Genomic DNA, 23234 nt, shown 5'->3' with positions numbered 1-23234 from the left:
TACATTATTTAGCTCGGTATTCGAGTTTCATGGTATCGGAGCTAAATGTCAAGTAGTGTCTAACCATGAGGGCAAGCAAGACTCCTGACGAAGTCGAGAACCTTGAGCGCTCGCGGATGTCCGCCGCGGAGCTCTCGTGGTCGCTGCGCGCTGTGAACAGGGCGTCGACCGAAGTCGACCAGGCGCTGGCGGCGCGATTAGGGCTTCGCCTGCTCGATTTCGCTGCGTTCTCCCACGTCATGTCTGCCGAATCGGATCCCATCGGGCCAGCGGAACTCGGTCACCGGCTCGGGATCACCAGCGGCTCTGCGACGGAACTCGTCGATCGGCTGGAACGAGCAGAGCACATCACTCGCCAGCGTGCCGAGTCGGATCGACGCAGAGTCTCACTGATCGCGCAGGAGCATTCGATCAGACGAGCGCTCGACGAGCTCTCCCCCCTGTTCGAGGCTCTGGACGACCTAGCAACCGAGTTCAACGAAGCCGAACAGGCGGCGATCCACCGGTATCTCCGCGGAGCGAAGGAGCGACTCGCTCGTTTCGCCGACGATCTCTCGTCCTGACGCACCGACCTGAGGGACGCCACGGTGCTGGCCGAACTGCGCAGCGGGAGGAGAACGTCCACCGTTGCCAGGCAGGTTCTCGGAACCAGCGCTTCCGGTCGCGCAAGGCTCCGATTAGGCTCCTCCGGACGGGTGTCAACGAAGACGCCCGCACGGAAGGAAGACGATGTACCCATCTGCAACACTTTCCAAGCGCGCCAGGACGGCAGTGATCGCGACGACGGCGGTCGCTGCCCTGGCGCTGGTACCAGCCGGCGGCGCGTTCGCAGCCCCGCCTCAGGCATGCGATACACGCACGAACAACACCTACGAGAAACTCCTCTCCTGCGTGACCGTGGAAGGGGTCCTCGAACACGAGGAGGCGTTACAGGCCATCGCTGATGCCAACGACGACACCCGCGCGGCGGGCACGACCGGCTACACCGAGAGCGTCGAGTACGTTGTCCAGACGCTCGAAGCCGCCGGCTGGAGCGTGGAACTGGACGAGTTCCCGTTCACCTTCGTGCCGCCGCCCCTGCTCGAGCAGCTGACCCCGGTCGCCGCCGAGTACGAGTCGGGCACGTTCACCGGAACGGGCTATGGCGAGGTCACAGGCAACGTGATCCCGGTCGACATCGTCCTCGACCCGCCACGCGATCCGGTCACGAGCGGATGTGACGAGTCGGACTTCGTCGGTCTCGATTTCTCGGGGACGAACGACATCGCACTGGTCCAGCGGGGCACGTGCGAGTTCGGTGTCAAGGCCATCAACGCGCAGACGGCGGGCGCCGAGGCGGTGATCATCTTCAACCAGGGCAACACCGAGCTTCGCTCCGGCCTCGTGACGGGCACGCTGTTCGGCATCAACCAGACGCCGCTCAGCATTCCGGTCGTCGGTGCGAGTTTCGCCGACGGCGCTGCGCTCGCCCAGGCGAACTCGACGGCCCGCGTCGTCGTCGACGAGCCGGAGTCGCGTCCGCAGGTCAACGTGATCGCGGAGCTGCCCGGTACGAACGACTCGAACGTCGTCATGGCCGGCGCACACCTCGACTCAGTGCTGGCCGGCCCGGGGATCAACGACAACGGCAGCGGCTCATCGGCGCTCCTGGAGATCGCCCAGCAGATCTCCAAGCTCAAGCCGGAGAACACCATCCGCTTCGCGTGGTGGGGCGCAGAAGAGAGCGGACTGCTCGGCTCCCGCGCCTGGGTCGAAGAGCAGCGGGTGGAGGGCACGCTCGGTGACGTCGCGCTCTACCTGAACTTCGACATGGTGGCCTCGCCCAACTACATCTTCATGGTGTACGACGGTGACGAGTCGGGTTGGGATGCGCCTGCCGGCGTACCGATCCCCGAGGGCTCCATCCAGATCGAGGACCTGTTCGAGAGCTACTACACATGGGCGGGCGTGCCGTACGACGACGCGCAGTTCAGCGGTCGCAGCGACTACCAGGCGTTCATACAGAACGGCATCCCGGCGGGCGGCCTGTTCACGGGCGCCGAAGTGCCCAAGACCGAGCAGCAGGAGGAGATCTGGGGCGGTGAGGCGGGCCAGCAGTACGACCCGTGCTACCACCTGGCATGCGACACGATAGACAACCTCGCGCTCGACGCGCTCGATGTCAACTCCGACGCGATCGCGGCAGCTGTGCTGACCTACGCCTACTCCACCGAGACGGTGAACGGCGTGGTCGGCAAGAAGGTACCTGGGAACCTCGCGTTCCCGGCACCGGCCGGTCCGCAGGGCACCGTCAACCTTCCCGGTGGCGGTGGCCTCGCGCCCGACCACGAGCACGGCGACGTCGACTGATTCGATGCACTGAGCAGGGCGGGGGTGCTGATCGCGCCCCCGCCTCTCGTGTGCAGGCGACCGGCTCCGTCGCCGCCCTGAGTTTCCTCAGTTGGCGGATGGGTGGACGTCGACCTTGTGGCCATCGCCCCCGCGCATCAACGCGGAGCGCGCCGTGCCGCGGGAGGAAGTGCGGCGAAGCGAGCGTTCACCGTTGTCTGATACCAGTACGCGGTCGTGGAAATGTCGTCGGATCGCTCGAACAGACCGTGATCCCACGCGCCGATCTGCTGCACAGCCACGCGGAGCTTCTCCTGGAAGTAGACCGGGTCCGGTAGATGCCATCGGTAGAGTCCATGCATCGCAAGCATCGGCGTGGAGAATTCAGAAGCCTTCGTCCTGTCAGTGGCGCTTGAGAACGGGTAACCGAAGTACGGTGCGCTGAAGGTCAGGGTGTTCGGTTCCGGCTCGGCGCGCAGCGCGTCCTGAAACGCCCACGCACCTCCGGCGTAGTCCTCCAGTCCGGTGCTGCAGAGGGTCGGCAGATCGGTGTCGTCGTCCACGTAGAACTTGACCTCGCCCTCCCCCACCAGTATCGGTGGAGCGATGCAAGGGCGACATAGGTGCCGACGTAGCATCCGCTGCCGACCACGCCATCGACGATGACGTGGTCCTCACCCGGCGCCGTTGTGCCGTTACTGCGCCGCCACTGAGCGTGGAAGTAGCCGGGCCACTGGTCGAAGTCGTCGCCGGTGGTGTAGTCGATCTGGAAGAGATGTGTTCCAGGTCACCGGCGTGCTCGCTGCGCAGTTCGGGCCAGCGGGGCTCTTGTCGGTCACGGTGATCCAGATATGACGGATCACGCCGGGACCGCTGATGTCGGCGAGCGCAATGGACTCCCCGGCCGGCAGTCGATACCACGCGCTCCCCTTGCGACCCGGCCCCAGCGGCGAGCTCGCTGAACCCGCAGAGCCGGGGGCCCCGGTCGGATTCTCCGCATTCATGGCGCGGCTGCGCAGGGTTCCGTCGTTGCGAAGTCGATTGCACCCGGTGAGCATTCGTCTCCCTCTCTGCACCGGGGTGAAGCGCGTGACAGCTGTGTGATGACGCTCAGAGCTCCCGAATGGTGAGTCCGCGGAACACCGCCTCGCCTTCGTGGGCGTAGAGGCGGATGCGGTCGTCGCCCTCGAGCGGGAACACTCGGTGCGAGTGCACGACGCGACCGTCCCCGATGAAGAGTTCCACACTCGTTCGATCGACGAGGATGCGGACGACGAGGCGCCCGGTGGAGGGGTCGATCGGGGTCTGCGACTCACCACCGGTGGGGTTGATGGTCGGGCGCCGGTTGACGTACACGAATGGCCCGCGCAGGTATGCGCCGGCCGCGACATGGCGCCCGCCTCCGGGGGCGCGGCACACCTCGAAGCCGATGTTCGCGGGTGCGGCCGCCGGGTTCCAGGTCACCTCGCACGTCAGGTCGTAGGCGAGCGACCGCACGTCGAGATCGCGGGTGCCGCTGACGACGACATCGCCGAGCCGGTGCGTCCTTTTCGCGTACTGCTCGAGCGCCGTGGTCGGGGCGGAGGCGAGATAGTAGCCGTCGCTCCCCCGCTTCAGCCGGATGTCGCGCACGATCATGTCGTCGCCGTTATAGCCGTCGGTCGCAAGCGTTGGTGTGTTGTGCGGGTAGTCCCAGAAGTTGGCCCACCCGATGGCGCGGCGGAGAGTCGCGTCCTCTGCGCCCGCGGCGTTGTGATGCGGATACGTCACGGCGCCATAGAAGTCGAACCCGTAGTCCAGCCACTGCGGCTCGCCATGGTCGGGGACGAACGTCGATCCATCGAAGGCGCCGGGCCAATACGCATACGTCGCCGGCAATCCGCGGCTCTTGCCGTTGGCGCTGATGCCGAGGATCCACCGCGAGCTGCCGTCATCCGCGGTCATGCGGAAGATGTCGGGGCACTCGAGCACGCCGAGGTCGGTGCGCTCGAACTGGCCGACGCGCTGCCATGACCGCAGATCGGCCGATATGTAGAACCCGATCTTCTGCCCTTCTGCGTTCGCCATGAACCAGCGGTCTCGGTCGGCGTCCCAGATCACCTTCGGGTCGCGGAAGTCCGGCACTCCCGGATTCGGCAGCACGGGCGCATCCCCGCCGGGCCGGAAGGATCGTCCGCCATCCGTCGAGTACCAGAGATACTGGGCCTGCTTCCCGCCGGGGGCCTGCGTCACAAGGGCGATGACCGCGCCTTTGCCATATCCGGCGGTGCCGCGCTCATCGACGACGAGGCTTCCCGACCAGCAGTCGCCGTTGGCGTTGGTGAACTTCGGGATGGCGACGCCGCGATCGCGGAACGAGACGTGATCCCGTGTCGTCGCGCGACGCCATGCGGTGCCTCCTCCGCCGTCGATGTAGTCGGCGTTGTACAGGTAGTAGTAGTGGTATTCGCCATCGAGGTAGATGGGGCGCTGTGGGTCGTTCTTCCAGTTGTCGGGAACGCTGAAGTGGTAAGTGGGACGCGTGCGCGTGCGTCCTTTCGAGGTTGAGCCGGCGGGGCCGGACTCGGCGGATGCGGGAGCGATGCCCCCCGCCACGGCGAGCGTGCTGCCGAGAGCGGTCGCCCCGGCTCCGGCGAGAAGCGCGCGGCGTGAGACGGCGGATGAGTCTTCCATGGGTCACCTTCTGTTCGAGGCAGCGTGGCCGCTGCCGATTGGTGGGACTGAGGTCAGCGAGCGGATGCCACTCGCCAGGCGCGCAGCGAAGCTTGTGCGTCGTAGAGGTCGACGGAGACCCGTCTGGCATGGGGGCTCGTCGGGTACACCCGGGCGGCGAGTGGAACGCCGTTGGCGAAGGCCTCCAGCGCGGAATGATCCACGAGCACGCGCAGCCGTACGGTGTCGCCGTCGAGTGGCACAGGGCCTGACAGCGGCTCGACGTCAGTGCTCTCATCGAGACTGGACCGCGTCCGGTCCAGCGAGAGCTGGGCCTCGTCGCCGATCCGGCGCAGTCGGTAGACGGTCCGCTCGTGTCCGTCCGGTGTGGCCCGCACAGTCAATACGACGGAGCCGCCCGGAGCGAGCGTCGCCTCGAGTTCGAGATCGAGCTGATCGCCGTCGACCGCGCCACGGCTCGCGGCAGCTGCGTCACCGTCGAAGAGGAGCTCGGCGCGCAGGGCGTCGACCTCGGGCGCCGGTGCCTGGTGCAGCGTTCCGTCCGCCTCTGCGGTGATCACGCGCGGCAGCGACATCACCCCGGACCATCCGGCGGCGACGGCGGCGGCATCCCTTCGTCCCTCCTGCATCCATCCGAACATGAGGCGCCTGCCCGTCTCGTCCTGCATCGACTGCGGGGCGTAGAAGTAACGACCCCCGAGGTCGAGGCGATGCAGTGTGCGCGGTTCGAAGCGATCGCCGCGGTATTCGCCCGACCAAAAGAGCGGGTGGTGGGTGACGCCGTCGTTCCATGCGGAGAAGGCGAGCACGTCGACCCCCTCGTTCGCGGATCCGACCCGGAACAGGTCGACGCACTCCCACATCGTGCCCGTCCAGTCCGGAGCTGTGCGGGGCTGAGCGTTCGCGTCCCCGACCAGCAGGGGTCCGAGATAGCGCCAGGAGCGCAGGTCGTCCGACTCGTAGAGCAGGGCGGTTCCGCCGACCCCGCGGATGCCGGCGCCGATGATGTGGCGCCAGCGCCCGGGGACGCCGTCCGGCGCGGGTTCCCGCCAGACGCAATGGTCGCGGAAGGCGACGATGTCGAGGTCGCTCGGCGGAGCGGGGATGACGGGATTCGCGGCATCCGTCGTCCACTCCAGCAGGTCGGCCGAACCCGTGGCCACACAGGGCAGTTCGGTGCCGTCGTGATGGCCGGAGTACACAAGCGTCGGGACGCCGCCGTCGTCGACCAGCACGCCCGACCAGCAGCCGTCGGCGTCGGGACCGTCGCCGGGCTCCAGTGCGATCGGCAGGTGCTCCCAGTGGATGAGGTCGGTGCTGCGCGCGTGTCCCCAGTGGATGCGCCCGTGGACCGGGGCGAACGGGTTGTACTGGTAGAAGAGGTGGTACCAGCCGTCCCGCTGCGTCAGCCCGTTCGGATCGTTCAGCCACCCTGCCGGTGCGACGAAGTGGAAGGCCGGCCGGTGCGGGTCTCGTGCCGCACGCGCCGCGAGCTCAGGAGACGCCACGGCGGCGCCGGCGGAGAAGTGCGCGGTCATGCGGCGTCGTTCTCCTGGTCGTCCGCGGCCTGTTCGAGCGCGGTTCCGGGCGCGTCCGCCGGCGGTGCGTACAGGCCGCAGCGCACCCAGTGCTCGGGCTTTTCGCTCAGCCGGTGGAACACCGGCTTCTCGGCCGAGCACGGTTCGGCCGCCCTCCCCGTCCACGAGCACTCGGTCGGCTGCAGAACGGCGCGACGCAGCTGCGCTCGCTCGACCGCATCGAATGGCTCCGTGCGCTTCGGGTCGGGAACCGCGGAGATGAGCAACCGCGTGTACGGATGCGCGGGATGTGCGAGCAGCTCCATGGCGTCGCCGCCCTCGACGAACTCCCCGGCGAACATCACGATGATGCGGTCGGCCAGATAGCGCGCCGATGCGAGGTCATGCGTGATGTACAGCATCGAGATCCCCTGCTCCTCGCAGAGGTTGCGCATGAGGTTGAGCACCCCGATCCGCACCGAGACGTCGAGCATCGACGTCGGCTCGTCGGCAAGGAGGAGCCGGGGGTTCACCGCCAAAGCGCGGGCGATGGCGATGCGCTGCCGCTGACCGCCCGAGAGCTCGTGCGGGTAGCGGTCGAGCATCTCGTCGGGCAGCCCGACCTTCGCCATCAGTCGGCGCTTGGCCTGCTCGATCGCCGCGCGGCCGGAGGCTGCGCCGTGGATGCGCAGCGGGCGCTCGAGGAAGTGCCCGATCCGGTGCACGGGGTTCAGCGAGCCGAACGGATCCTGGAAGATCATCTGCACCGCCGAGCGGTATTCGCGCGTCGCACGCCGCTTGGATGTGGCGATGATGTCTTCGCCTTCGAACAGGAAGGTGCCTTCGGATGGCTGCTCGAGACGCGCGATGCAGCGTGCGAGCGTGGACTTGCCGCTGCCGGACTCGCCGACGAGCGCCACGATCTCACCGTGGGCGATGTCGAGGTCGACGCCGCCCAGGGCGCGCACCTGCTTGCGTGAGAAGGATCCCCCGATGGTGAAGGTCTTCTGCAGTCCGCGCGTCGAGAGCACAGGGATGTCGTGGTCGGTCATGCGATCGCCTCCGGGATCAGATTCTCGTCAGTGCTCGGCGCCACCCAGTGGCTGGGCGTCACCGCTTGCAGGTCGGGGATGTCGCGGAATCTCACGCCCTCCCCGAGGCCCTGAAGACGGGTCCGCGGACCCGCCATGGGCGGGAACGCATTCATCAGCGCGCGCGTGTACGGATGCTTCGGAGCGTCGAAGACCTCCTTCGCGGGCGCGGTCTCGACGAAGCGGCCGGCGTACATGATCGCCATCCGGTCGGACAGCTCGACCATCAGCGAGATGTCGTGCGTGATGAACAGGATCGCGAATCCCAGCTCCTGCTGCAGGTCCTTGATCTGCGCCATGATCTCCTGCTGCACGACCACGTCGAGCGCCGTCGTGGGCTCATCCATCACCAACAGGGGTGGCCGCAGCGCCGTGGCCATCGCGATGACGACGCGCTGCCGCATCCCACCCGAGAGCTGATGCGGGTAGGACCGCAGGCGGTCCCGCGGGATGCCCACGAGGTCGAGCAGCTCACCGGCCCGAACCATCGCCGCCTTCTTGGACCCGCCCTCATGGGTGGTGAAGATGTCCGCGATCTGGTCGCCGATCGTCATCACCGGATTGAGGGAATTCATCGCGCTCTGGAAGACCATCGCCACCTGACGCCAGCGGAAGTCGCGCAGTTCGTTCGCGCTCAGCGCCAGCACGTCCGTTCCGGCGAATCGGATGGATCCTCCGGCGATGACGGCGGGGTCCCGCAGCAGTCGCAGGATCGCATTGGCGATCGTCGACTTTCCGCAGCCGGACTCGCCGGCCAACCCGAATACCTCGCGTTCGGCGATCGAGAAGGTGACCCGGTCGACCGCGCGGACCGTGCGCGCTTCGGTGACGTATTCGACGCTGAGATCTTCGATCTCGAGCAAGGGAGTGCTCATCGGCTCTGCTCCTTCTGGGCGGCCGCGGCCTGTGCGGAGTTGTTCCCCGCCGATGCCGCTACCCGGGTGGGTTCGTCGGGGGTGGTGCGGCGGCGCGGCCGACGCAGGCGTGGGTTGGTCGTCTCGTCGACGCCGTAGTTGACCAGGGCGAGTGCGAATGCGACGAGGGCGATGCAGACGCCGGGAGGGACGAAGACCCACCAGGCGCCGGTCAGCAGGGCGCCGTCGTTGCTCGCCCAGTAGAGGTTCGTTCCCCAGCTGACGGTGCTGATGTCGCCGAGTCCCAAGAACTCGAGGCCCGCCTGCGCGCCGATGCCGAAGATGACGCACGCGAGGAACGTGCTCATGACGATCGACGCCATGTTCGGCAGCATCTCGCGGAACATGATGCGGATGCTGCTTTCACCGGTCACCTGCGAGGCGCCGACGAAGTCCTTGCCACGGATCGACATCGCCTGCGAGCGGAGCACGCGCGCCGATCCGGCCCATCCGGTGACGACGAGCACCAGGATCACGGTGCCGAGCCCCTGTGGCAGGAACGCTGCGAGGATGACGAGCAGCGGCAGGCCGGGCAGCAGCAGGAACACGTTGGTGACGAGGGACAGGAGGTTGTCGACCCAGCGTCCGAGGTATGCCGATGCCAGGCCGACGAGAAGGCCGACGAGCATTGCCAGGATGCCGACCGAGAAGCCGACGAAGAGCGATGAGCGGGAGCCCCAGATGTTGAGGGCGAGGACGTCCTGTCCCTTCGCGGTGGTGCCGAGCCAGTGCTCCGGCGAGGGCGGCTGGGAGCCCATCCCCGTGATGAGGTTGGGGTCTCCGGGCGAGATGACGGGCGCGAAGACCGCGATCAGCAGGAAGATGACGAGGATCGCGATGCCGGCCACCGACTTGGTGTTGCCGACGAGGCCCCGAAGGAGCCCTCCCCCGCCGCCGCGCTTACGGGGCGGGGGCGGTGCGGCGAGGAGCTGGCCATCGGGGCCGGGCGCCGTGCCGAGATCGAGCTCGGCCATCGCCTGAGGATTCTGTGCGAGTGACATCACGCGCTCCGTTCAGCTCACGCGCACGCGCGGGTCGAGCCGCACGTACACGATGTCCACGAGGAAGTTGGCGATCAGCACGAAGGTGGTGATCGTCAGGAAGAGCCCCTGCATGAGGGGGTAGTCGAGGTTCTGCACCGCCGCGAGCAGCGTGTAGCCGATGCCCGGATAGGCGAAGACGACCTCGGTGAGGAGCGCACCGCCGACGAGGAAGCCGAGCGACATCCCGAACGCGGTGACGGAGGGCAGCAGCGCATTGCGCGCCGCATAGTTCGTCCGGATGCGGTTGGCGCCCAGGCCCTTGGCCTCGGCCATGACGATGTAGTCCTCGGCGTTCGTGGCGATCATCGTGTTGCGCATCCCCAGCATCCAGCCGCCGATGGAGACGAGCACGATCGAGGCGGCCGGCAGGATCAGGTGGTAGGCCACGTCGCCGATGAAGGCGAGGGAGAACTCGGGAGTCATCCCCACCCCGTACGCATGCCGCACCGGGAACCACCCGAGCACCACCCCGAACACGTAGAGCAGCCCCATCGCCAGCCAGAAGTACGGGAACGAGCCGATGAAGATGAGAAACGGCGGGACGTAGGAGTCGAGGATTCCGCCGCGGCGCCAGGCCGCGAGGATGCCGAGCACGTTGCCGATGACGACGGCGATGATCAGCGACACGAAGCCCAGGAGAAGCGTCCAGCCGATCACACTCGTGATGACGTCGATGACCGGTGTCGGAAACCGCGAGATGGAGAAGCCGAGGTTGCCGGTGAAGACTTGACCGAGATACCGCAGGTACTGTTCCCACAGCGGGGCGTCGCTGAGCCCGAAGGACTCTTTGAGGGCCTCGATCTGATCGGGGCGGAGCTGACCCTGGAGGCGCGCGACCATGCGCGACACCGGGTCTCCCGGCATGAAGCGGGGGAGGAAGAAGTTGAGGGTGATCGACACCCAGAACGCGACGAGGTAGAACCCGAAGCGTCGCAGCATGTAGCCCATGTGATGCCTCCTGGATCGTCCCGCTGCGCCGCGTCGGCGACGCAGCGGGACGAATCGTTTCTCAGTCGGCGGCGACTGGCTCGAGGGCGGTCAGGACGAGGACCGTCGTCCGCGAGCGCGTCGAGAGCGTCGCGTATGGGTCGTCCTCGGAGGGCCAGCCGGTGAAGCGCTCCGTGCTCGCCGCGCCCCACTCCGGGCCTGGGAACAGCGGGGCGACAGGGGCTTCCTCGGCGAAGAGCGCCTGCAGCTGGTTCGCGACGTCGTGCTGCGCGGCCTCGTCCGGTGCCGCAGCGAACTGTGCGAGCAGGGCGTCGGCCCCCGGGCTGCCGTAGCGGTGATAGTTGTCGAACGTCTGCTCGCCGACCGGCTTCACCGTCTCACTTCCCATCACGCCCCGATAGAACTGGTACGGGGTGGGGGCGTTTGCGCTCCACACGATGCCGGAATCGAAGGTTCCGTTCTCGTATCCGGCCACCACGTCGCCCCAGTCCTTGGCTGCGACGGTCACGGTGACACCCAGTTCGGCGAGGTTCTGCGAGATGACGTTGCCGACCGACACCCAGTCGCTCGAGGTGGAGCCGACCGAGAAGTCGAAGGCGAACGGCGTGCCGTCGGGGAGGACCCGCTTGCCGTCGGCGCCGAGGGTGATGCCCGCGTCGTCCAGCAGCTCGCCCGCGCCCTTCACGTCACGGTTCGTCCACGTGCACGAATCGACGACGGCTCCGTCGCGCCACGTGTCATACGAACCGCTCAGACCGGTGCAGTCGGCGGGAGCGGTGTAGCCCTGCATCCCGATCTCGGTGACCTGCTCGCGATCGACCGCCATCGACAGCGCCTTGCGCACATTCGGGTCGTCGAACGGGGCCTTGGTGGTGTTGAACTGCCAGTTGATCATCGACCCGGTGGGCGGGAACCAGAAGAACCGGTTCTCGGCGTCCTTCGCGACGTAGGCCTCGTCGATGTTCGGTATGAACTGGGGCGCCCAGTCCACGTCTCCATTGGCCGCTGCGAGGTTCGCGCCGTCATTGCCCGCGAAGGCGAGCATGCGGATGCCCTCGATCTTCTGCTTCTCGGGCTGCCAGTACTCGGGATTCTTCCCGAGGTCGAAGGACTGCGCCTGGAAGTTCGTGACCTCGGTGTAGGGACCTGTGCCGACCGGCTCCTCGTTGGCGAACTTCGTCGGGTCCTCGACCTCGCTCCAGATGTGGGCGGGTGCGATGATCTGCTGCCCGATGTCGAGCAGCGCGGGCGAGAACGGCTCGTTGAAGTCGAACTGCACTGTGAGCGGGTCGACGGCGGTGACGGTCTCGATGTAGTCGAAGCCGCCGCGGATCTCGCGCTGAAGGTCGAACGAGAGCACGACGTCGTCGGCGGTGAACGGCTCGCCGTCCGACCAATTCACGCCCTCGCGCAGGTGGTAGGTGATGCCCGTACTGTCGGGAGTCACCTCCCATTCCGTCGCCAGCCATGGGGTCGTGGAGCCGTCGGCCGGGTTGTAGATGAGCATCGATTCGTAGATCGCCTGCTGAGTCATCGGGAATCCGGGGTTCGAGAACGGGTTGAAGTTGCGGTCGAACGTCCCCATGTCCTCGCGCGGAATGGTCAGGAGCTGAGAGCCGTCGGCGGGCTGGGCGGAGCGGCCTCCGCCGGAGCTGCAGCCCGAGAGCGCGAGCGCCGCGGAGGTCACCAGAGCGGCAGCGATGAGCACCGCTTTCCTGTGAACTGTCATGATGAGGGTGTTCCTTTCTTCTTCGTTGAAGCCGAAGGGGCTGCGCGCCGGACCAGATGTCCAGTCAGACCGACGCGCGTTCGAGGAGCGGGCAGTCGACCGTCACGTTTTCCGTGGCGGTCGATTGACCCGCGATGATGGCGGCGAGGAGTTCCACGCCTTTGGCGCCCATCGTTTCGAAGGGCAGTGCGACCGTCGTGAGTCCGGGTCTCAGGTAGGCCGCGATGAGCTCCTGATTGTCGAATCCGATGACGGCAACGTCGTTGGGGATGCGCAGTCCGCGCTCTTTGATGGCGTCGTACGCGCCCATCGCCATGCGGTCGTTCGCACAGAAGATGGCTGTCGGCGGATCGGCGAGGTCGAGAAGGGCGGATGCCGCGGTGTAGCCGCCGTCGGCGGTCGCGTGTCCGGAGATCTCGAGCTTCTCGTCGGCTGAGATTCCCGCCTCGCGAAGAGTCTCATGGAAGCCGATGCGTCGGCCGACGGCGGCCGGGATGTCGGGGTCGAGGTTGACGAAGCCGATGCGACGGTGTCCCGCCGCGAGGAGGCGTTCGGTCGCACGGCGTCCGCCCGCGCGCTCGTCGGGGATCACGGCCGGAAAGCGGCCCTCCCGATCGAAGCAGTTGACGAGCACAGTGGGAACCTCATGGGCGATCTCCGGGAGCGTCACCGCGCGGTGCCAGGTCGCCGCGAAGAGGAGACCCTCGACCCGCTGCTCGAGAAGGCGCTCGATGACCGCCGTATCGGCCACGGGATCCGACTCCGTCGACGCGATGAGCAGATACTTCTCATCAAGGAGGGCACGGTCTTGCGCCCCCTTGATGATGTCGACGGCGAACGGCGCGGTCACGATCTCCGTGACGAGTCCGTACCAGTCGCTCCGCTGATTCGCGAGGGCGCGGGCGCCCGCGTTCGGCCGGTAGCCGAGCTCGGCCGCCACGGCCAGAACCCGGGCCCGCGTCTCGTCGGCGAGCGCCACGGACTGCCGGCCATTCAGCACCAGGGAGACGGCGGTGCGCGAGACGCCCGCGCGCACCGCGATGTCTTTCATCGTCACCGGTCGGCGAGTCGTCTTCGACATGAGCGGGCTTTCTGAGCGGGGGTGAAACTAACGCGAGTTAGTCGGTGGTGGACCCACACTAACTCGCGTTAGGAGCGACGTCAAGTAGAAAAATTCAGGACGCGCCCGCATCCTGAGTTACTCGAGGCCCAGGCGCCAGAGGCGCAGCCCGGCGCCGCCGCGGATGCGCCAGCGGGAGCCGGTATCGGGATAGGCGCGTAGTGTTCGCGCCACCGTGCCTTCGACGAAGACTTCGATGACGCTGCCGTCCACGAGAATCCGGATGTCGGTCGACGATGAGCCGTCGACATCCACGATCGTCTCCGACCCGCGCTCGCCTTCGAGGATCAGTCGTACACCGGCATCCGTCCCCTCGATCTCGAAGGCTCCGATGTCGATGACTCCATCGACGGGGTGGACGCGTTCGCGCCGTAGGCCCTCCAGTTCCCGAGCCGGAGCACTTCGCAGCGCGTCCCCTTCCAGCCGCAGCTCGCGGGGGAGCGTGAGCGCTCCGGTCCACCCTGCTTGGGCGATCTGCGCGGCCGAGCGGCCCTCATCCCGGGTCCATCCCCAGATAAGTCGACGCTCGCCGTCCACGAGCACCTGGGGCGCGTAGAAGCTGACGCCGTCGTCGAGCCGGCTCGTCGCCTCTGGCCGGAAGGACAGCGAATCGCGGTCCGGCTCGAGTTGTCCGATGAGGGCGAACACCTCGCCGTGTTGCGCACCGCTCTCACGGAAGGTCAGCGGCGAGATGATGAGAACCCATCGCCCGTCCATCTCGAACAGGTTCGGGCACTCCCAGACATCGGCCTCGCCGTATGCGGCCGCCGCGGGGTCATCCGGGGTCAAGAGGTTGCCGAGAAGCGTCCACTCGCGAAGGTCTTCGCACGCGTACAGCACGATCCGAGGCATTTCACCCACGGCGCCGCCGCCCTGCACGGCATACCGGCGACCATCGAACACGAACACGTACGGGTCGCGCACCTGGATGTCGTGCGGCTCGTCGGTGTGGGGGATGATCGTCTTGCGCGGCTGCCACTCGATGGCGGCGCGGTCGCTGGTCGCGAGCACCACGCCTGCCTCACCCGGGCCGGCCGCACTCACCGCGGTGTACAGCACCGTGGGCGTCCCGGCGTCGTCGACGAGGCATCCGCTCCAGCAGCCTCGCTCGTCCGGCGCCCCGTCCCGCGGCGCCAGGGCGATCGGCTCCTCGCGCCAGCGCAGGAGATCATCTGAGCTCGCGTGCCCCCAGTGGATGCGCTCATGCACGGGGCGATCCGGGTTGTACTGGAAGAACACGTGATACCGGCCGTCGAGGACGGCGAGCCCGTTGGGGTCGTTCACCCAACCGTGGTCCGGGCGCCCGTGCAGCGCCGGGAACGAGGGGTCCGGGTGCATCACTTGCCCGTGCCCGCCGTCAGCCCTTCGCGCAGCGGCTTCTGTCCGAAGATGAAGACGAAGAGCGCGGGGATCATCGACAGCAGGACGCCGGCGAGCACCACTGAGACGGCTCCCGTTCCGAGGTTTCCCTGCAACGACACCAGACCGAGCGGCAGAGTGAAGTTCTGCTCGCTGATGATCATGATCAGGGGTCTGAAGAACTCGTTCCAGTGGTAGTTGAATGCGAGGATCCCGACGATTGCGAGCCCGGGAGTGGCCAGCGGCAGATAGACGCTGAAGAAGACCCTCCACGGGCCGGCGCCGTCAATCTCGGCGGCCTCGCCCAATTCCGCCGGCAACCCCATGAAGTACTGCCTCATGAGGAACGTTCCGAAGGCGGTGGGCAGCGCCGGGAGGATGAGCGCCATCAGTGTGTCCGCCAGGCCCATGCCGCGGATCAGCATGAACACCGGCACGATCGTGACCTGCATCGGCACCATCATGGTGGCGAGGATGAGCGCGAAGATCAGATTCTTGGCGCGGAACTCGAATCGGGCGAAGACGTACCCCGCCATGGCCGCGGTCAGCATCTGCCCGGCCGCCACCAGAAGCGTGACCAGTGCGCTGTTCCAGGTGTACAGCCACAGCGGAATCCTCTGGAATGCCTCAGCGAAGGCTGAGAAGCCGAACTGGGTCGTGTTCGTGACGGGGTCGGTGGGTGTCATGGCTGTGATGAGCGTCCAGACCACTGGTCCGAGTGTGAGGAATACCGCGATACTCAGCACGACATACTTGGCGACCTTGCCGAGCGTGTTCAACGGCGAGCGGGTGGCGACTGCTTCGATGGACATCTTTCGACCTCACCCGTAGAAGACGTAGCGCTTGCTGAGCTGGAATTGGACGGCCGTCACCGCGAGTATCAGGACGGTCAGCACGATGCCGACCGCCGAGGCGAGGCCGAACTCCAGCTTCTGGAAGGCGGATTCGTAGATCACCATCACCGCGGTGCGCGTCTCGTCTCCGGGGCCTCCTCGGGTGAGGACGTATGGCTGATCGAAGATCTGCAGCGCGCTGATGATCGCCATGACCGTAGCGACGAGCATGGTGGGGCTGATCAGCGGGAGGGTGATCTGACGGAACTGCGCCCAGCCGGTCGCGCCGTCGAGCGCCGACGCCTCGTACACCTCCCTCGGGATGGCGGCGACACCGCCGATGAAGAGCAGGAAGGTGAAGCCGAAGTTCTGCCAGACGTACACCAGCAGCACGACGACCTTCGCCCCGAAGCCCGTGGTCAGCCACCCGACGGCCGGAACTCCGAACCAGCTGAGGACTTGGTTGACGAGGCCGAACTCCTGGTTGAACAGGTACGACATGACGAGGGAGACGGATGCCGCGGACAGGATGAGCGGGAAGAACAGTGACGAGCGGAAGAACGTCCGCAGCCAGTTGGGCATCTTCGACTGCACGAGCAGCGCCAGCGCCAGTGCGACCGCAAGCTGCACGATCACGGCGGTGATGACGAATCCGATGGTGTTCAGGAACGACACCCGGATCGTGGGGTTCGCCGCGATCTCGACGAAGTTGTCGACACCGACGAATTGCGGAGCCGTGATGATGTCCCAGCGGAAGAAGGCCAGCACGATCGAGGCGATGATCGGGATGAAGGTGAACAGCCCGAGACCGATCAGGGTCGGGGCGAGGAACACCCACACCAGCACGCGCGACCCCTTGTGGCCCTTGTCCTCAACGAGACCGCGACCGTGGAGTTCCGCTTCCAGCTCATCGACGGCCGCACGCTCCGCGGCGGGGGTGGGCACCGTGACCGACATCATGACCTCCTCAAGGCCAGTTCGAGATCACGCTGCATGAGCTCCAGCCCCGGCCGGACGCCGTCCGGGCCATTCGTGATCGTGCCGACGACGTTCTTGATGAGCGCCGCTTCGACGGCCGCCTGCTGCGGCGGCGCGGGCATCGGGCCCGTGGTGGGGAACTTCTCGAGCGTGTCGTAGAAGACTTCCCAGTGCTGCGGCCCGACTCCGGCGCCGTACAGCTCGTCGTTCAGCGACTTGCGCGGCAGTGACGAATCCGGGCGAGGGTGCGCGATCGACATGCCTTCCACGGAGACGCAGTACTTGAGCCACTCCCACGCCTCGTCCTTGCGCTGCGACGTCTGCATGATGGCGTAGCCGCCGGCCCCGAACTGGTGGCGCTGCCCAGCCATCTTGGGGAAGTACGTGACGTCGTAGTCATCGTTCGCGACGCCTGCGTCGCTCAGCCCCTGTGCCCAGAAGCCGCCGGCCGGGGTCATGCCCACCTTGCCGGTCGAGAAGAGCGCGACCAGCTCGTTTCCGCCACCCTGAGCCGGGTTGGCGGCGAGTCCTTCCCGCACCATCTGCTCGAGGACCCCGAAGCTCTCGACGCAGTTCTCGTTGAGGGCATCCGCGTTCTCCCACAGGAATCCACCGCCACGGGGCGCCTCATTCGGGTAGAACTGGTCCCACAGCCAGTCCCCGCCTTTCGCCTTCTCCTCGCTGAGGAAGCTCGTGTCGTTGATGTACAGCCACGGGACCACGCCGCCCCACAAACGGTTGTTCCAGAAGTACGGCAGGAACTGACCCTCTGCGGCGTCTTGCATGGTCCGGGCGACCGTGAAGAAGTCGTCGAGCGTCCAATTGTCTCGGGGTCGTTCCAGACCGGCCCGCTCGAGCGCCGCCGTGTTGTAGAACACGTTCGCAGCGTTGAAGTTGTCGGGAAGCTGGAAGAGATTGCCCTTGTACATCATCGCCTCGACGAGCGAGGGATGGACGTCGTCGAAGTAGTTCTGCATCTCCGCGGCGTCGCGCTGGACGTACTCGTCGATGGGAAGTGCCATTCGGGATGCGAAGAGCTGAGTCCCCTCCGTCGCCACGGTGACGACGTCCGGCGGGGTGCCGGCGGCCACCAGGGTGAGGATCTTCGCGAAGTAGTTGCTCCAGTCCTGTCCCTGGATGGCGATGATGCGCACCGGGATGTCGGGATGGAGCCCCTGGAATCCGTCGATGAGACCCTGTCTGGCGGCCGCGTCTTGAGCGGTTCCGAAGAGCGCGACAGTCAGCGCGTCGGATCCCCGGCCCGGGATGTCGCCCCCAGTGAGCCGCGGCCACGATATTGCCGTGCCGACCACCCCGGCACCGAGAAGGGCGATCATCGCCCTGCGTGAAAGATCAACCACGATGTTGCTCCGTCCCCGGCGAGAGAGCGTCCGCTTAGGGTCTCGTTGGGGCTCATTGTCGCCCCGCGGCCAGCACCCGTCAAGAGACCTGCTTATATCACACTTCGGAGGATCTGCGCGACCAAAATCTCGAGGACTTGACCGACGCGCCTCCCTGGGCGCCTATTCCGGAGATGGTACGAAGAATCGTGGGCGCTGACATGCGCGCCTGCAAAGGCAATTCAAGGAGGATTTGCAGAATGAGCATTTTCGGTCTTGCCTCCGCCGTCGAGGACGCTGACGCATTCCCCCCCGCATCGCCGGAAGCGAGAACCAACGTCGTCGTGGCCAGGTTCGAGCCGTCAGAATCGTCGGATCCTGGCAGAAGAACCGAGGTAGCCGGAACCGCTGACGCCGAGGTGCTGGAGAGCGTCCGACGTAAGCTCGACGAAGCAGACACCCGAACGACCGCGCTGTCGGAAATCGTGGATATCGTCGCTGCGGAACCCCGCAAGGGCGGGAATGATCAACCTCCACCCAGCAAGACCGCTCCACAACTGCTCACGGCAGCGCTCGGTGTTCTCGTCCTCTGGATTCCCGCCGAAATTGTGGCCGCGTACGGTGCGTTCGTGACCATGATGCAGCCGGCGGACGCCGGCTCGCCACCGAACTATTCATTACCGTTGTGGGTGATCGCACTCATAGCGACGCCCGTTTTCATATGGCTGACCGCTTGGGCCAGGAAGACCTCCGGACGGAAGAGGTCTGCCGCCGCGAAGCGAAAGCTGGCCTGGTCGATCGTGTTGGCACCGATCGCGTTCGCTCTGTGGAGCGCTGCAATCCCTGCATCGGCGTGGAACCTCTGGGAGCCATTCAGAGAGAACAGCGCCGAGTTCCTCTTCGTCCTGCTCATCATCACGGGCCTGTTCACGCTCGTCGCGTCCAAAGTCACGGGCATAGAACCGGGATCCGGCTCGTAGACAAGACGGTGATCACGGTGCCTCGCGGGCGGGCGTACGGCCGCCGTCAGGTGACGTTGATCGATGCCGTCCAGCGGGCGATGCCCGATGCGTCGTCCTCCCACTCGCGCTTCAGAGCCAAGACAACTCTGGCGACGCCGGGCGAAACCGCCACGAGGCGGAACTCACGGTTGCCGCCACGCCCCATGACCGGGTCGGTGGGCGCCGTGCTGCCCGGTGCGGGCAGATTCCCCGATGGAGAAGGTGCGTACCCGTCGGAGGCAAGCGTGACGGCTTCGGTGGCGCCGGCAATCGTCCAGCGGTACCCGGTAGTCGCGTTCTCCTCCAGCACAATCACGATGTGGTCGCCTACCTTGGCCGCGACGCTGCCCCCGTCGTCGGATGCCTGCAGATGGACCTCCGCCACGTGGTCAGCCTCGGGGCGGCTTGGGCTTGGAGCGTTGGCTCACCGCCGGCTCCGAGTTTCCCCCTGCGTCAGCGGCCGCGGCAAGCTCCTCGACAGACAAAGGCGCCGGTGGTGACCCGCCGCCGACCTGAGAGGCCAGCGACGACACGTCGGCCGGTGGCGGGGCCATCGTGAAACTGCCTGCAGACAGCTGGTCGACAGGCATCGGTTCGGGCAGCCCGGCACTGGAAGGGCTGACCTCGCCACGGAGCCGGCTGAGCTGCGCGACCTCCAACGGGACGGGGCTCTCGCCCGTCCCGGCCGTCTGGAGCTCTTCCAGTGCCGCGGGCGCGGGTGGCGCGCCCACGTCGACCGAGGCCAGGTGGGCAGCCGCAGTTTGTCCAGTCCCGCCAATGGTGATCGTGATGGTGACTTCAGAGCTCACGACGAATCCTCTCGATGCGCACGTCAGGCGTTACAGATACGCCTGCAGGATGTTGCCGCTGGCGTCTTGCACGACGTAGGCCTGTCGGTTGTTCGCCTTGGCGGCGACCAGGACGACGAGCACGTTCGTCACGCCGTCGCCGCTTCCAGGGAGGATGCGGTGCCAGGCGTTCGTACCAGCGAGATGCGCCCATGCGTTCTGTGCGTCACGGCTGGTATAGATCTGGTTGATGTTCGTCCACATGAAACCTTTTCTCCTTAATCGACGTAGGCCGCTAGCTCGGACTACAGGTAGGCCTGATAGATCTGTGAGCCGTCGACGAGCACGGTAACGGTGAGATTCTTTGCAGACGCTTCCGTCAGGATGGCGTGAACGTTCGTAACGCCGTCGGCCGCTCCCGGTTGGATGCGGCGCCATCCCATGCCGGGAAAGTGTGCCCAAGCATTCTGCGAGTCGCGGCTAGCGAATACCTGAGTCACTTTTGTGCTTTGAAAGACCGGACCAACCACCACGTCCGCGGAGTAGAAGGACCAACTCGAGTCGATGAGCAGATCCGCTTGGCCATACCCGATGCGGCCGAACCCCTGGTCTCCCCACGTGGTGCCCCAGCTGTTCTTGACGATCCAGCACTGCTGATTGTCGTCGTAGCCCACGACGCAGATGCAGTGGTAACCCGGCGGGTTCAGCCTCGTGGCCGCCGATGACTTCACATATACGGACGTCCCGTTGTAGGCGAAGAAGTCACTCCACACCTCCAACCCCGCCAGCACCGGACCTTTGGCGACGGCCTCCTTGCGCGCCGCCATCGTCGCATGACCGGCATAGCCCGAGATCTTGGTGAGCCGGTTCTGCCAGTCGCCGCATCGACTGGCCCCGCAATCCATGTTCTGCGCCTGGTACGGCATACAGGCCTCGTCCGTGACGCCGGTGCTCTGCGCGAAGTCCAACCCTGAAGTCAGGCCCCAGCCATTGCAACTGCCGCCGCCGCAGAATTGGAGGAAGGCTTCGGAGAGGTCGATCCCGTAGTTGGGATTGTTCAGCTTGATCCGCACCCCGGATTCGATTACGGCGCAGGTGCAGAACGCGACGCAGGAACCACAGCCGCCTTGGTCCTTCACCGAGGTCACGTACCCGCCCGTGCGCCAGTCGACGGCGGTGGGCGCACCGACCGCAGCTCCGAATGATGCCGACTCCTGAGCTGCGAGCGCTTGGGTCTCAGCCTTCAGAGCGGCCATCTCGGCAGGAGTGACTATGACTCCCAGGTACCCCCGGCGCTCCTCAGCCGACATCTGCGTGAGGAAGTTCTCTTCTGCCTCCCAGGAGAGGCCGTCTGCTTTGATAGCGGCCTGAATCTGACTGACCGTCGGTTCATCGTTCGCCATGATCTCCACCCTGTCTGTGGCTCGCCTAACGTCTATACCTAGCCCAGACTCGTGTCAAGAGGACCAGTCGCGACGTCACTTTCGAGCGCTGCAGCAGCCGGGGTTCTGACTCGCTCCCGTTTCCTCCTGTCCCCCGAAAGGGGGACAGACAACCAGGTCATCTGGGTATACGGTGTGACGCGTCAATGGGGATGCCTGCGAAGGATCGTGCAGGGAGGCCACGGGGCCTGGCCAGTTGGGGAGTCGGCGCCGCAATTCGTCGCCGGCAAATCTGGCTCCTGAACCCGGAGTAGCGGGAATGGCGTGCTCGACCTGGCCGGAGGAGCTGCAGCAGTCGGGGAGCCCGTGATCGGACCACACCCTTCATTTGGGTGCACGCCGATGTATCAACAAGACGGAATGCAGCTCCTAACCGACAGTACAGTCAACATTTGCTCGCTTTGCCCGACACGGTGGTCGTTGGTAGGCCGCCCTCGGGATCCCGAGCTCTCAAAGAGGGGGGCCGGACATGGCCAGTCCATTCGACGGCGAAATCTTCACGTTCGTGAATCCCGATGGCTCGCAAGTGACGCTGCGGGGGTGGGGGAACCAGTTCGAAGCCGTCTTCGAGACCCTCGAGGGTTACACGGTCGTCCACGCGGATGATGGCTACTACCAATACGCGAAGTTGTCCGGCGACGGCGAGACACTGGTCCCGACAGGCACGCGGGTCGGCGAGGAGGGTCGCGAGGCCCTACCGCTTCCCAAGCATGTGCGTGTCACCCGTGAGGCGGCTCGCGCGCACACCGAGCGCGCCCAGGCGGCCATGGGGTCCGTCCCGCGATGGATGGAGCGACGCCGGGAGGACCGCGCGCGCCGAGCAGCCGAACCCCCCGACGGCGTGACGCCGCAGGGTGCGCCCGAAGGGCCGGGAGGTGCCCCCCCATCAGCCGCTACAACGGGCGATTACCTCGGACTCGTGCTCCTGATCGACTTCTCGGACTTCCCGCAGACGATCAGCCGCCAGCAGGTTGATGACTTCTGCAACAAGCCCGGCTATAGCGGATTCGGCAATAACGGCTCGGCGTTCGACTACTTTCGAGATGTCTCCGACGGCAAGCTCCGTTACAAGAATCATGTAGCCGCGTACTTCCGCGCCGCGCGCCCGCGCACCTACTACACCGACCGGACGATCAAGTACGGAACGCGTGCCCAGGAGCTGATCCGCGAGGCTTTGGACGGCCTCGTCGCGAGCGGGTTCAACTTCTCCGGGTTGACGGCGGATTCCGGCGGTTTCATCCAGGCACTCAGCGTCTTCTATGCAGGCGTTCGCTCCAACGCATGGTCCGAGGGCCTCTGGCCGCACGCGTGGGGCCTCGCCAACACTTACTCCGTCGATGGTGGACGCCGGTTCCGGGACTATCAGATCACCGATCTGGGGGACGAGTTGACCCTGAGGACGTTCTGTCACGAGAACGGGCACATGGTCTGTGACTTTCCGGATCTGTACGACTACGACAAGGTCAACGTCGGCAACGGGATCGGTCACTACTCGCTGATGTGCTTCGGCGGGTCGAACAAGAACCCCACACAGGTCGACGCCTACCTGAAGCACGCCGCCGGATGGGCATCCCGGGTTACGACACTCGCCGGCGGGATGACCGCGACCGTCGAGGCGGGCAAGAACGACTTCCTCATTCATCCCAGGAACGCGTCGGAGTACTTCATTCTGGAGAACCGTCAGCAGTCCGGCCGCGACGCGGCGCTGCCCGCCGCCGGCGTGGCGATCTGGCACGTCGACGTCAACGGCGACAACAGCCACGAACAGATGACGCCGACCGAGCACTACGAATGCTCCCTGGAACAGGCGGACAACCGTTTCGACCTCGAGCGCAGAGTCAACGCCGGCGATGCCGAAGACCTGTACGGCCGCGCCGCCGTCGCATTCGGCGCCGCAACAGGGCCGAACAGCAACTGGTGGGACGGCAGCGCATCAGGCCTCGAGATCGAGCAGATCTCCGCCGTCAGCGCGTCGATGACCGTCCACACCCGGGGCGCGGGTCCGGCGGAGGTGGTGTATGGGGGTAAGGACATTGCGTTGGTGCGGCAGACTCCGGGGTGGGCGTCGATCCCGGTCGCGTTCGCGAACGGGGACGGCACCTGGAACATCACCAACGGCCCCGTCGATGA

General features: G+C 66.2%; 20 protein-coding genes and 1 pseudogene. 4 read left to right on the top strand and 17 right to left on the bottom strand.

Going from position 1 to position 23234, the window contains the following annotated elements; all coding sequences use genetic code 11:
• Positions 1–65 precede the first annotated feature (65 nt).
• Together ACLQ2Q_RS05260 and ACLQ2Q_RS05255 are read left to right on the top strand one after the other, a co-directional pair.
• Entirely contained in the window at positions 66–563 is a 498-nt protein-coding gene (locus ACLQ2Q_RS05260) for a MarR family winged helix-turn-helix transcriptional regulator (RefSeq protein WP_425818699.1), read from the top strand.
• Positions 564–729: 166 nt separating this feature from the next.
• Entirely contained in the window at positions 730–2349 is a 1620-nt protein-coding gene (locus ACLQ2Q_RS05255; protein WP_425818697.1) for a M28 family peptidase, read from the top strand.
• Between the two features lie 137 nt (positions 2350–2486).
• On the opposite strand, the pseudogene ACLQ2Q_RS05250 reads toward ACLQ2Q_RS05255, so the two are convergent.
• The 13 genes and pseudogenes from ACLQ2Q_RS05250 to ACLQ2Q_RS05190 all read right to left on the bottom strand — a co-directional run bounded on the left by ACLQ2Q_RS05250 (position 2487) and on the right by ACLQ2Q_RS05190 (position 17894).
• Positions 2487–3094, bottom strand: a pseudogene (locus ACLQ2Q_RS05250) (glycoside hydrolase family 172 protein).
• A 344-nt stretch (positions 3095–3438) separates the two neighbouring features.
• The gene (locus tag ACLQ2Q_RS05245) at positions 3439–5001 is read right to left on the bottom strand and encodes a glycoside hydrolase family 32 protein (RefSeq protein ID WP_425818695.1); all 1563 of its coding nucleotides are present in this window, start codon (positions 4999–5001) and stop codon (positions 3439–3441) included.
• A gap of 53 nt (positions 5002–5054) precedes the next feature.
• Positions 5055–6539: a glycoside hydrolase family 32 protein gene (locus ACLQ2Q_RS05240; RefSeq protein WP_425818693.1), complete on the bottom strand. Its 1485-nt coding sequence runs from the start codon at positions 6537–6539 to the stop codon at positions 5055–5057.
• Positions 6536–7570 carry an ATP-binding cassette domain-containing protein gene (locus ACLQ2Q_RS05235; protein ID WP_425818691.1) on the bottom strand — a complete coding sequence of 345 codons (1035 nt, stop codon included), beginning with the start codon at positions 7568–7570 and terminating at the stop codon, positions 6536–6538. The genes ACLQ2Q_RS05240 and ACLQ2Q_RS05235 overlap by 4 nt, the downstream gene beginning before the upstream one ends.
• Positions 7567–8484, bottom strand: a complete 918-nt coding sequence (locus tag ACLQ2Q_RS05230; RefSeq protein WP_425818689.1) for an ABC transporter ATP-binding protein — start codon at positions 8482–8484, stop codon at positions 7567–7569. Before ACLQ2Q_RS05230 ends, ACLQ2Q_RS05235 begins: the two co-directional genes overlap by 4 nt.
• The gene (locus ACLQ2Q_RS05225; RefSeq protein WP_425819939.1) at positions 8481–9497 is read right to left on the bottom strand and encodes an ABC transporter permease; all 1017 of its coding nucleotides are present in this window, start codon (positions 9495–9497) and stop codon (positions 8481–8483) included. Before ACLQ2Q_RS05225 ends, ACLQ2Q_RS05230 begins: the two co-directional genes overlap by 4 nt.
• A 39-nt stretch (positions 9498–9536) precedes the next feature.
• Positions 9537–10514, bottom strand: a complete 978-nt coding sequence (locus ACLQ2Q_RS05220; protein WP_425818687.1) for an ABC transporter permease — start codon at positions 10512–10514, stop codon at positions 9537–9539.
• A gap of 61 nt (positions 10515–10575) precedes the next feature.
• Entirely contained in the window at positions 10576–12243 is a 1668-nt protein-coding gene (locus ACLQ2Q_RS05215; RefSeq protein WP_425818685.1) for an ABC transporter substrate-binding protein, read from the bottom strand.
• Between the two features lie 64 nt (positions 12244–12307).
• Entirely contained in the window at positions 12308–13324 is a 1017-nt protein-coding gene (locus tag ACLQ2Q_RS05210) for a LacI family DNA-binding transcriptional regulator (protein ID WP_425818683.1), read from the bottom strand.
• A gap of 117 nt (positions 13325–13441) precedes the next feature.
• Positions 13442–14701 (bottom strand): glycoside hydrolase family 32 protein, encoded by a 1260-nt coding sequence (locus ACLQ2Q_RS05205; RefSeq protein WP_425818681.1) that lies wholly within the window; start codon positions 14699–14701, stop codon positions 13442–13444.
• Positions 14701–15534 carry a carbohydrate ABC transporter permease gene (locus ACLQ2Q_RS05200; RefSeq protein ID WP_425818679.1) on the bottom strand — a complete coding sequence of 278 codons (834 nt, stop codon included), beginning with the start codon at positions 15532–15534 and terminating at the stop codon, positions 14701–14703. The genes ACLQ2Q_RS05205 and ACLQ2Q_RS05200 overlap by 1 nt, the downstream gene beginning before the upstream one ends.
• Positions 15535–15543: 9 nt before the next feature.
• Positions 15544–16512: a carbohydrate ABC transporter permease gene (locus ACLQ2Q_RS05195; RefSeq protein ID WP_425818677.1), complete on the bottom strand. Its 969-nt coding sequence runs from the start codon at positions 16510–16512 to the stop codon at positions 15544–15546.
• Positions 16512–17894 carry an ABC transporter substrate-binding protein gene (locus tag ACLQ2Q_RS05190; RefSeq protein WP_425818676.1) on the bottom strand — a complete coding sequence of 461 codons (1383 nt, stop codon included), beginning with the start codon at positions 17892–17894 and terminating at the stop codon, positions 16512–16514. The genes ACLQ2Q_RS05195 and ACLQ2Q_RS05190 overlap by 1 nt, the downstream gene beginning before the upstream one ends.
• Positions 17895–18133: 239 nt before the next feature.
• Between ACLQ2Q_RS05190 and ACLQ2Q_RS05185 the strand changes: the two genes are divergently transcribed.
• On the top strand, positions 18134–18853 hold the full coding sequence (locus ACLQ2Q_RS05185; RefSeq protein ID WP_425818674.1) for a hypothetical protein: 720 nt from the start codon (positions 18134–18136) through the stop codon (positions 18851–18853).
• Positions 18854–18899: 46 nt separating this feature from the next.
• On the opposite strand, the gene ACLQ2Q_RS05180 is transcribed toward ACLQ2Q_RS05185, so the two are convergent.
• From ACLQ2Q_RS05180 to ACLQ2Q_RS05165, 4 genes are read right to left on the bottom strand one after another with little or no spacing between them, the layout of a single operon-like run.
• Positions 18900–19259: a protease inhibitor I42 family protein gene (locus ACLQ2Q_RS05180; RefSeq protein WP_425818672.1), complete on the bottom strand. Its 360-nt coding sequence runs from the start codon at positions 19257–19259 to the stop codon at positions 18900–18902.
• 4 nt (positions 19260–19263) lie between these two features.
• Positions 19264–19683, bottom strand: a complete 420-nt coding sequence (locus ACLQ2Q_RS05175) for a hypothetical protein (protein ID WP_425818670.1) — start codon at positions 19681–19683, stop codon at positions 19264–19266.
• A gap of 30 nt (positions 19684–19713) precedes the next feature.
• Positions 19714–19926 carry a hypothetical protein gene (locus tag ACLQ2Q_RS05170; protein ID WP_425818668.1) on the bottom strand — a complete coding sequence of 71 codons (213 nt, stop codon included), beginning with the start codon at positions 19924–19926 and terminating at the stop codon, positions 19714–19716.
• Between the two features lie 41 nt (positions 19927–19967).
• Positions 19968–21065 carry a C1 family peptidase gene (locus tag ACLQ2Q_RS05165; RefSeq protein WP_425818666.1) on the bottom strand — a complete coding sequence of 366 codons (1098 nt, stop codon included), beginning with the start codon at positions 21063–21065 and terminating at the stop codon, positions 19968–19970.
• A gap of 508 nt (positions 21066–21573) precedes the next feature.
• On the opposite strand from ACLQ2Q_RS05165, the gene ACLQ2Q_RS05160 reads away from it, so the two are divergent.
• Positions 21574–23234: M6 family metalloprotease domain-containing protein (locus ACLQ2Q_RS05160; RefSeq protein ID WP_425818664.1), on the top strand; the 1661-nt coding region annotated here is incomplete at its 3' end.

The organism is Microbacterium sp. DT81.1 (assembly GCF_049844955.1).
Classification (GTDB): Bacteria; Actinomycetota; Actinomycetes; order Actinomycetales; family Microbacteriaceae; genus Microbacterium.
This window is presented reverse-complemented; position numbering and strand designations above follow the sequence as displayed.

Excerpts from the sequence above, each read along its gene's own strand:
- ACLQ2Q_RS05195 (WP_425818677.1), bottom strand. The coding sequence starts at position 16,512 with ATGTCGGTCACGGTGCCCACCCCCGCCGCGGAGCGTGCGGCCGTCGAT.
- ACLQ2Q_RS05255 (WP_425818697.1), top strand. The coding sequence starts at position 730 with ATGTACCCATCTGCAACACTTTCCAAGCGCGCCAGGACGGCAGTGATC.
- ACLQ2Q_RS05225 (WP_425819939.1), bottom strand. The coding sequence starts at position 9,497 with ATGGCCGAGCTCGATCTCGGCACGGCGCCCGGCCCCGATGGCCAGCTC.
- ACLQ2Q_RS05260 (WP_425818699.1), top strand. The coding sequence starts at position 66 with ATGAGGGCAAGCAAGACTCCTGACGAAGTCGAGAACCTTGAGCGCTCG.
- ACLQ2Q_RS05230 (WP_425818689.1), bottom strand. The coding sequence starts at position 8,484 with ATGAGCACTCCCTTGCTCGAGATCGAAGATCTCAGCGTCGAATACGTC.
- ACLQ2Q_RS05220 (WP_425818687.1), bottom strand. The coding sequence starts at position 10,514 with ATGGGCTACATGCTGCGACGCTTCGGGTTCTACCTCGTCGCGTTCTGG.
- ACLQ2Q_RS05165 (WP_425818666.1), bottom strand. The coding sequence starts at position 21,065 with ATGGCGAACGATGAACCGACGGTCAGTCAGATTCAGGCCGCTATCAAA.
- ACLQ2Q_RS05245 (WP_425818695.1), bottom strand. The coding sequence starts at position 5,001 with ATGGAAGACTCATCCGCCGTCTCACGCCGCGCGCTTCTCGCCGGAGCC.
- ACLQ2Q_RS05205 (WP_425818681.1), bottom strand. The coding sequence starts at position 14,701 with ATGCACCCGGACCCCTCGTTCCCGGCGCTGCACGGGCGCCCGGACCAC.
- ACLQ2Q_RS05235 (WP_425818691.1), bottom strand. The coding sequence starts at position 7,570 with ATGACCGACCACGACATCCCTGTGCTCTCGACGCGCGGACTGCAGAAG.
- ACLQ2Q_RS05240 (WP_425818693.1), bottom strand. The coding sequence starts at position 6,539 with ATGACCGCGCACTTCTCCGCCGGCGCCGCCGTGGCGTCTCCTGAGCTC.
- ACLQ2Q_RS05210 (WP_425818683.1), bottom strand. The coding sequence starts at position 13,324 with ATGTCGAAGACGACTCGCCGACCGGTGACGATGAAAGACATCGCGGTG.
- ACLQ2Q_RS05185 (WP_425818674.1), top strand. The coding sequence starts at position 18,134 with ATGAGCATTTTCGGTCTTGCCTCCGCCGTCGAGGACGCTGACGCATTC.
- ACLQ2Q_RS05170 (WP_425818668.1), bottom strand. The coding sequence starts at position 19,926 with ATGTGGACGAACATCAACCAGATCTATACCAGCCGTGACGCACAGAAC.
- ACLQ2Q_RS05200 (WP_425818679.1), bottom strand. The coding sequence starts at position 15,534 with ATGTCCATCGAAGCAGTCGCCACCCGCTCGCCGTTGAACACGCTCGGC.
- ACLQ2Q_RS05215 (WP_425818685.1), bottom strand. The coding sequence starts at position 12,243 with ATGACAGTTCACAGGAAAGCGGTGCTCATCGCTGCCGCTCTGGTGACC.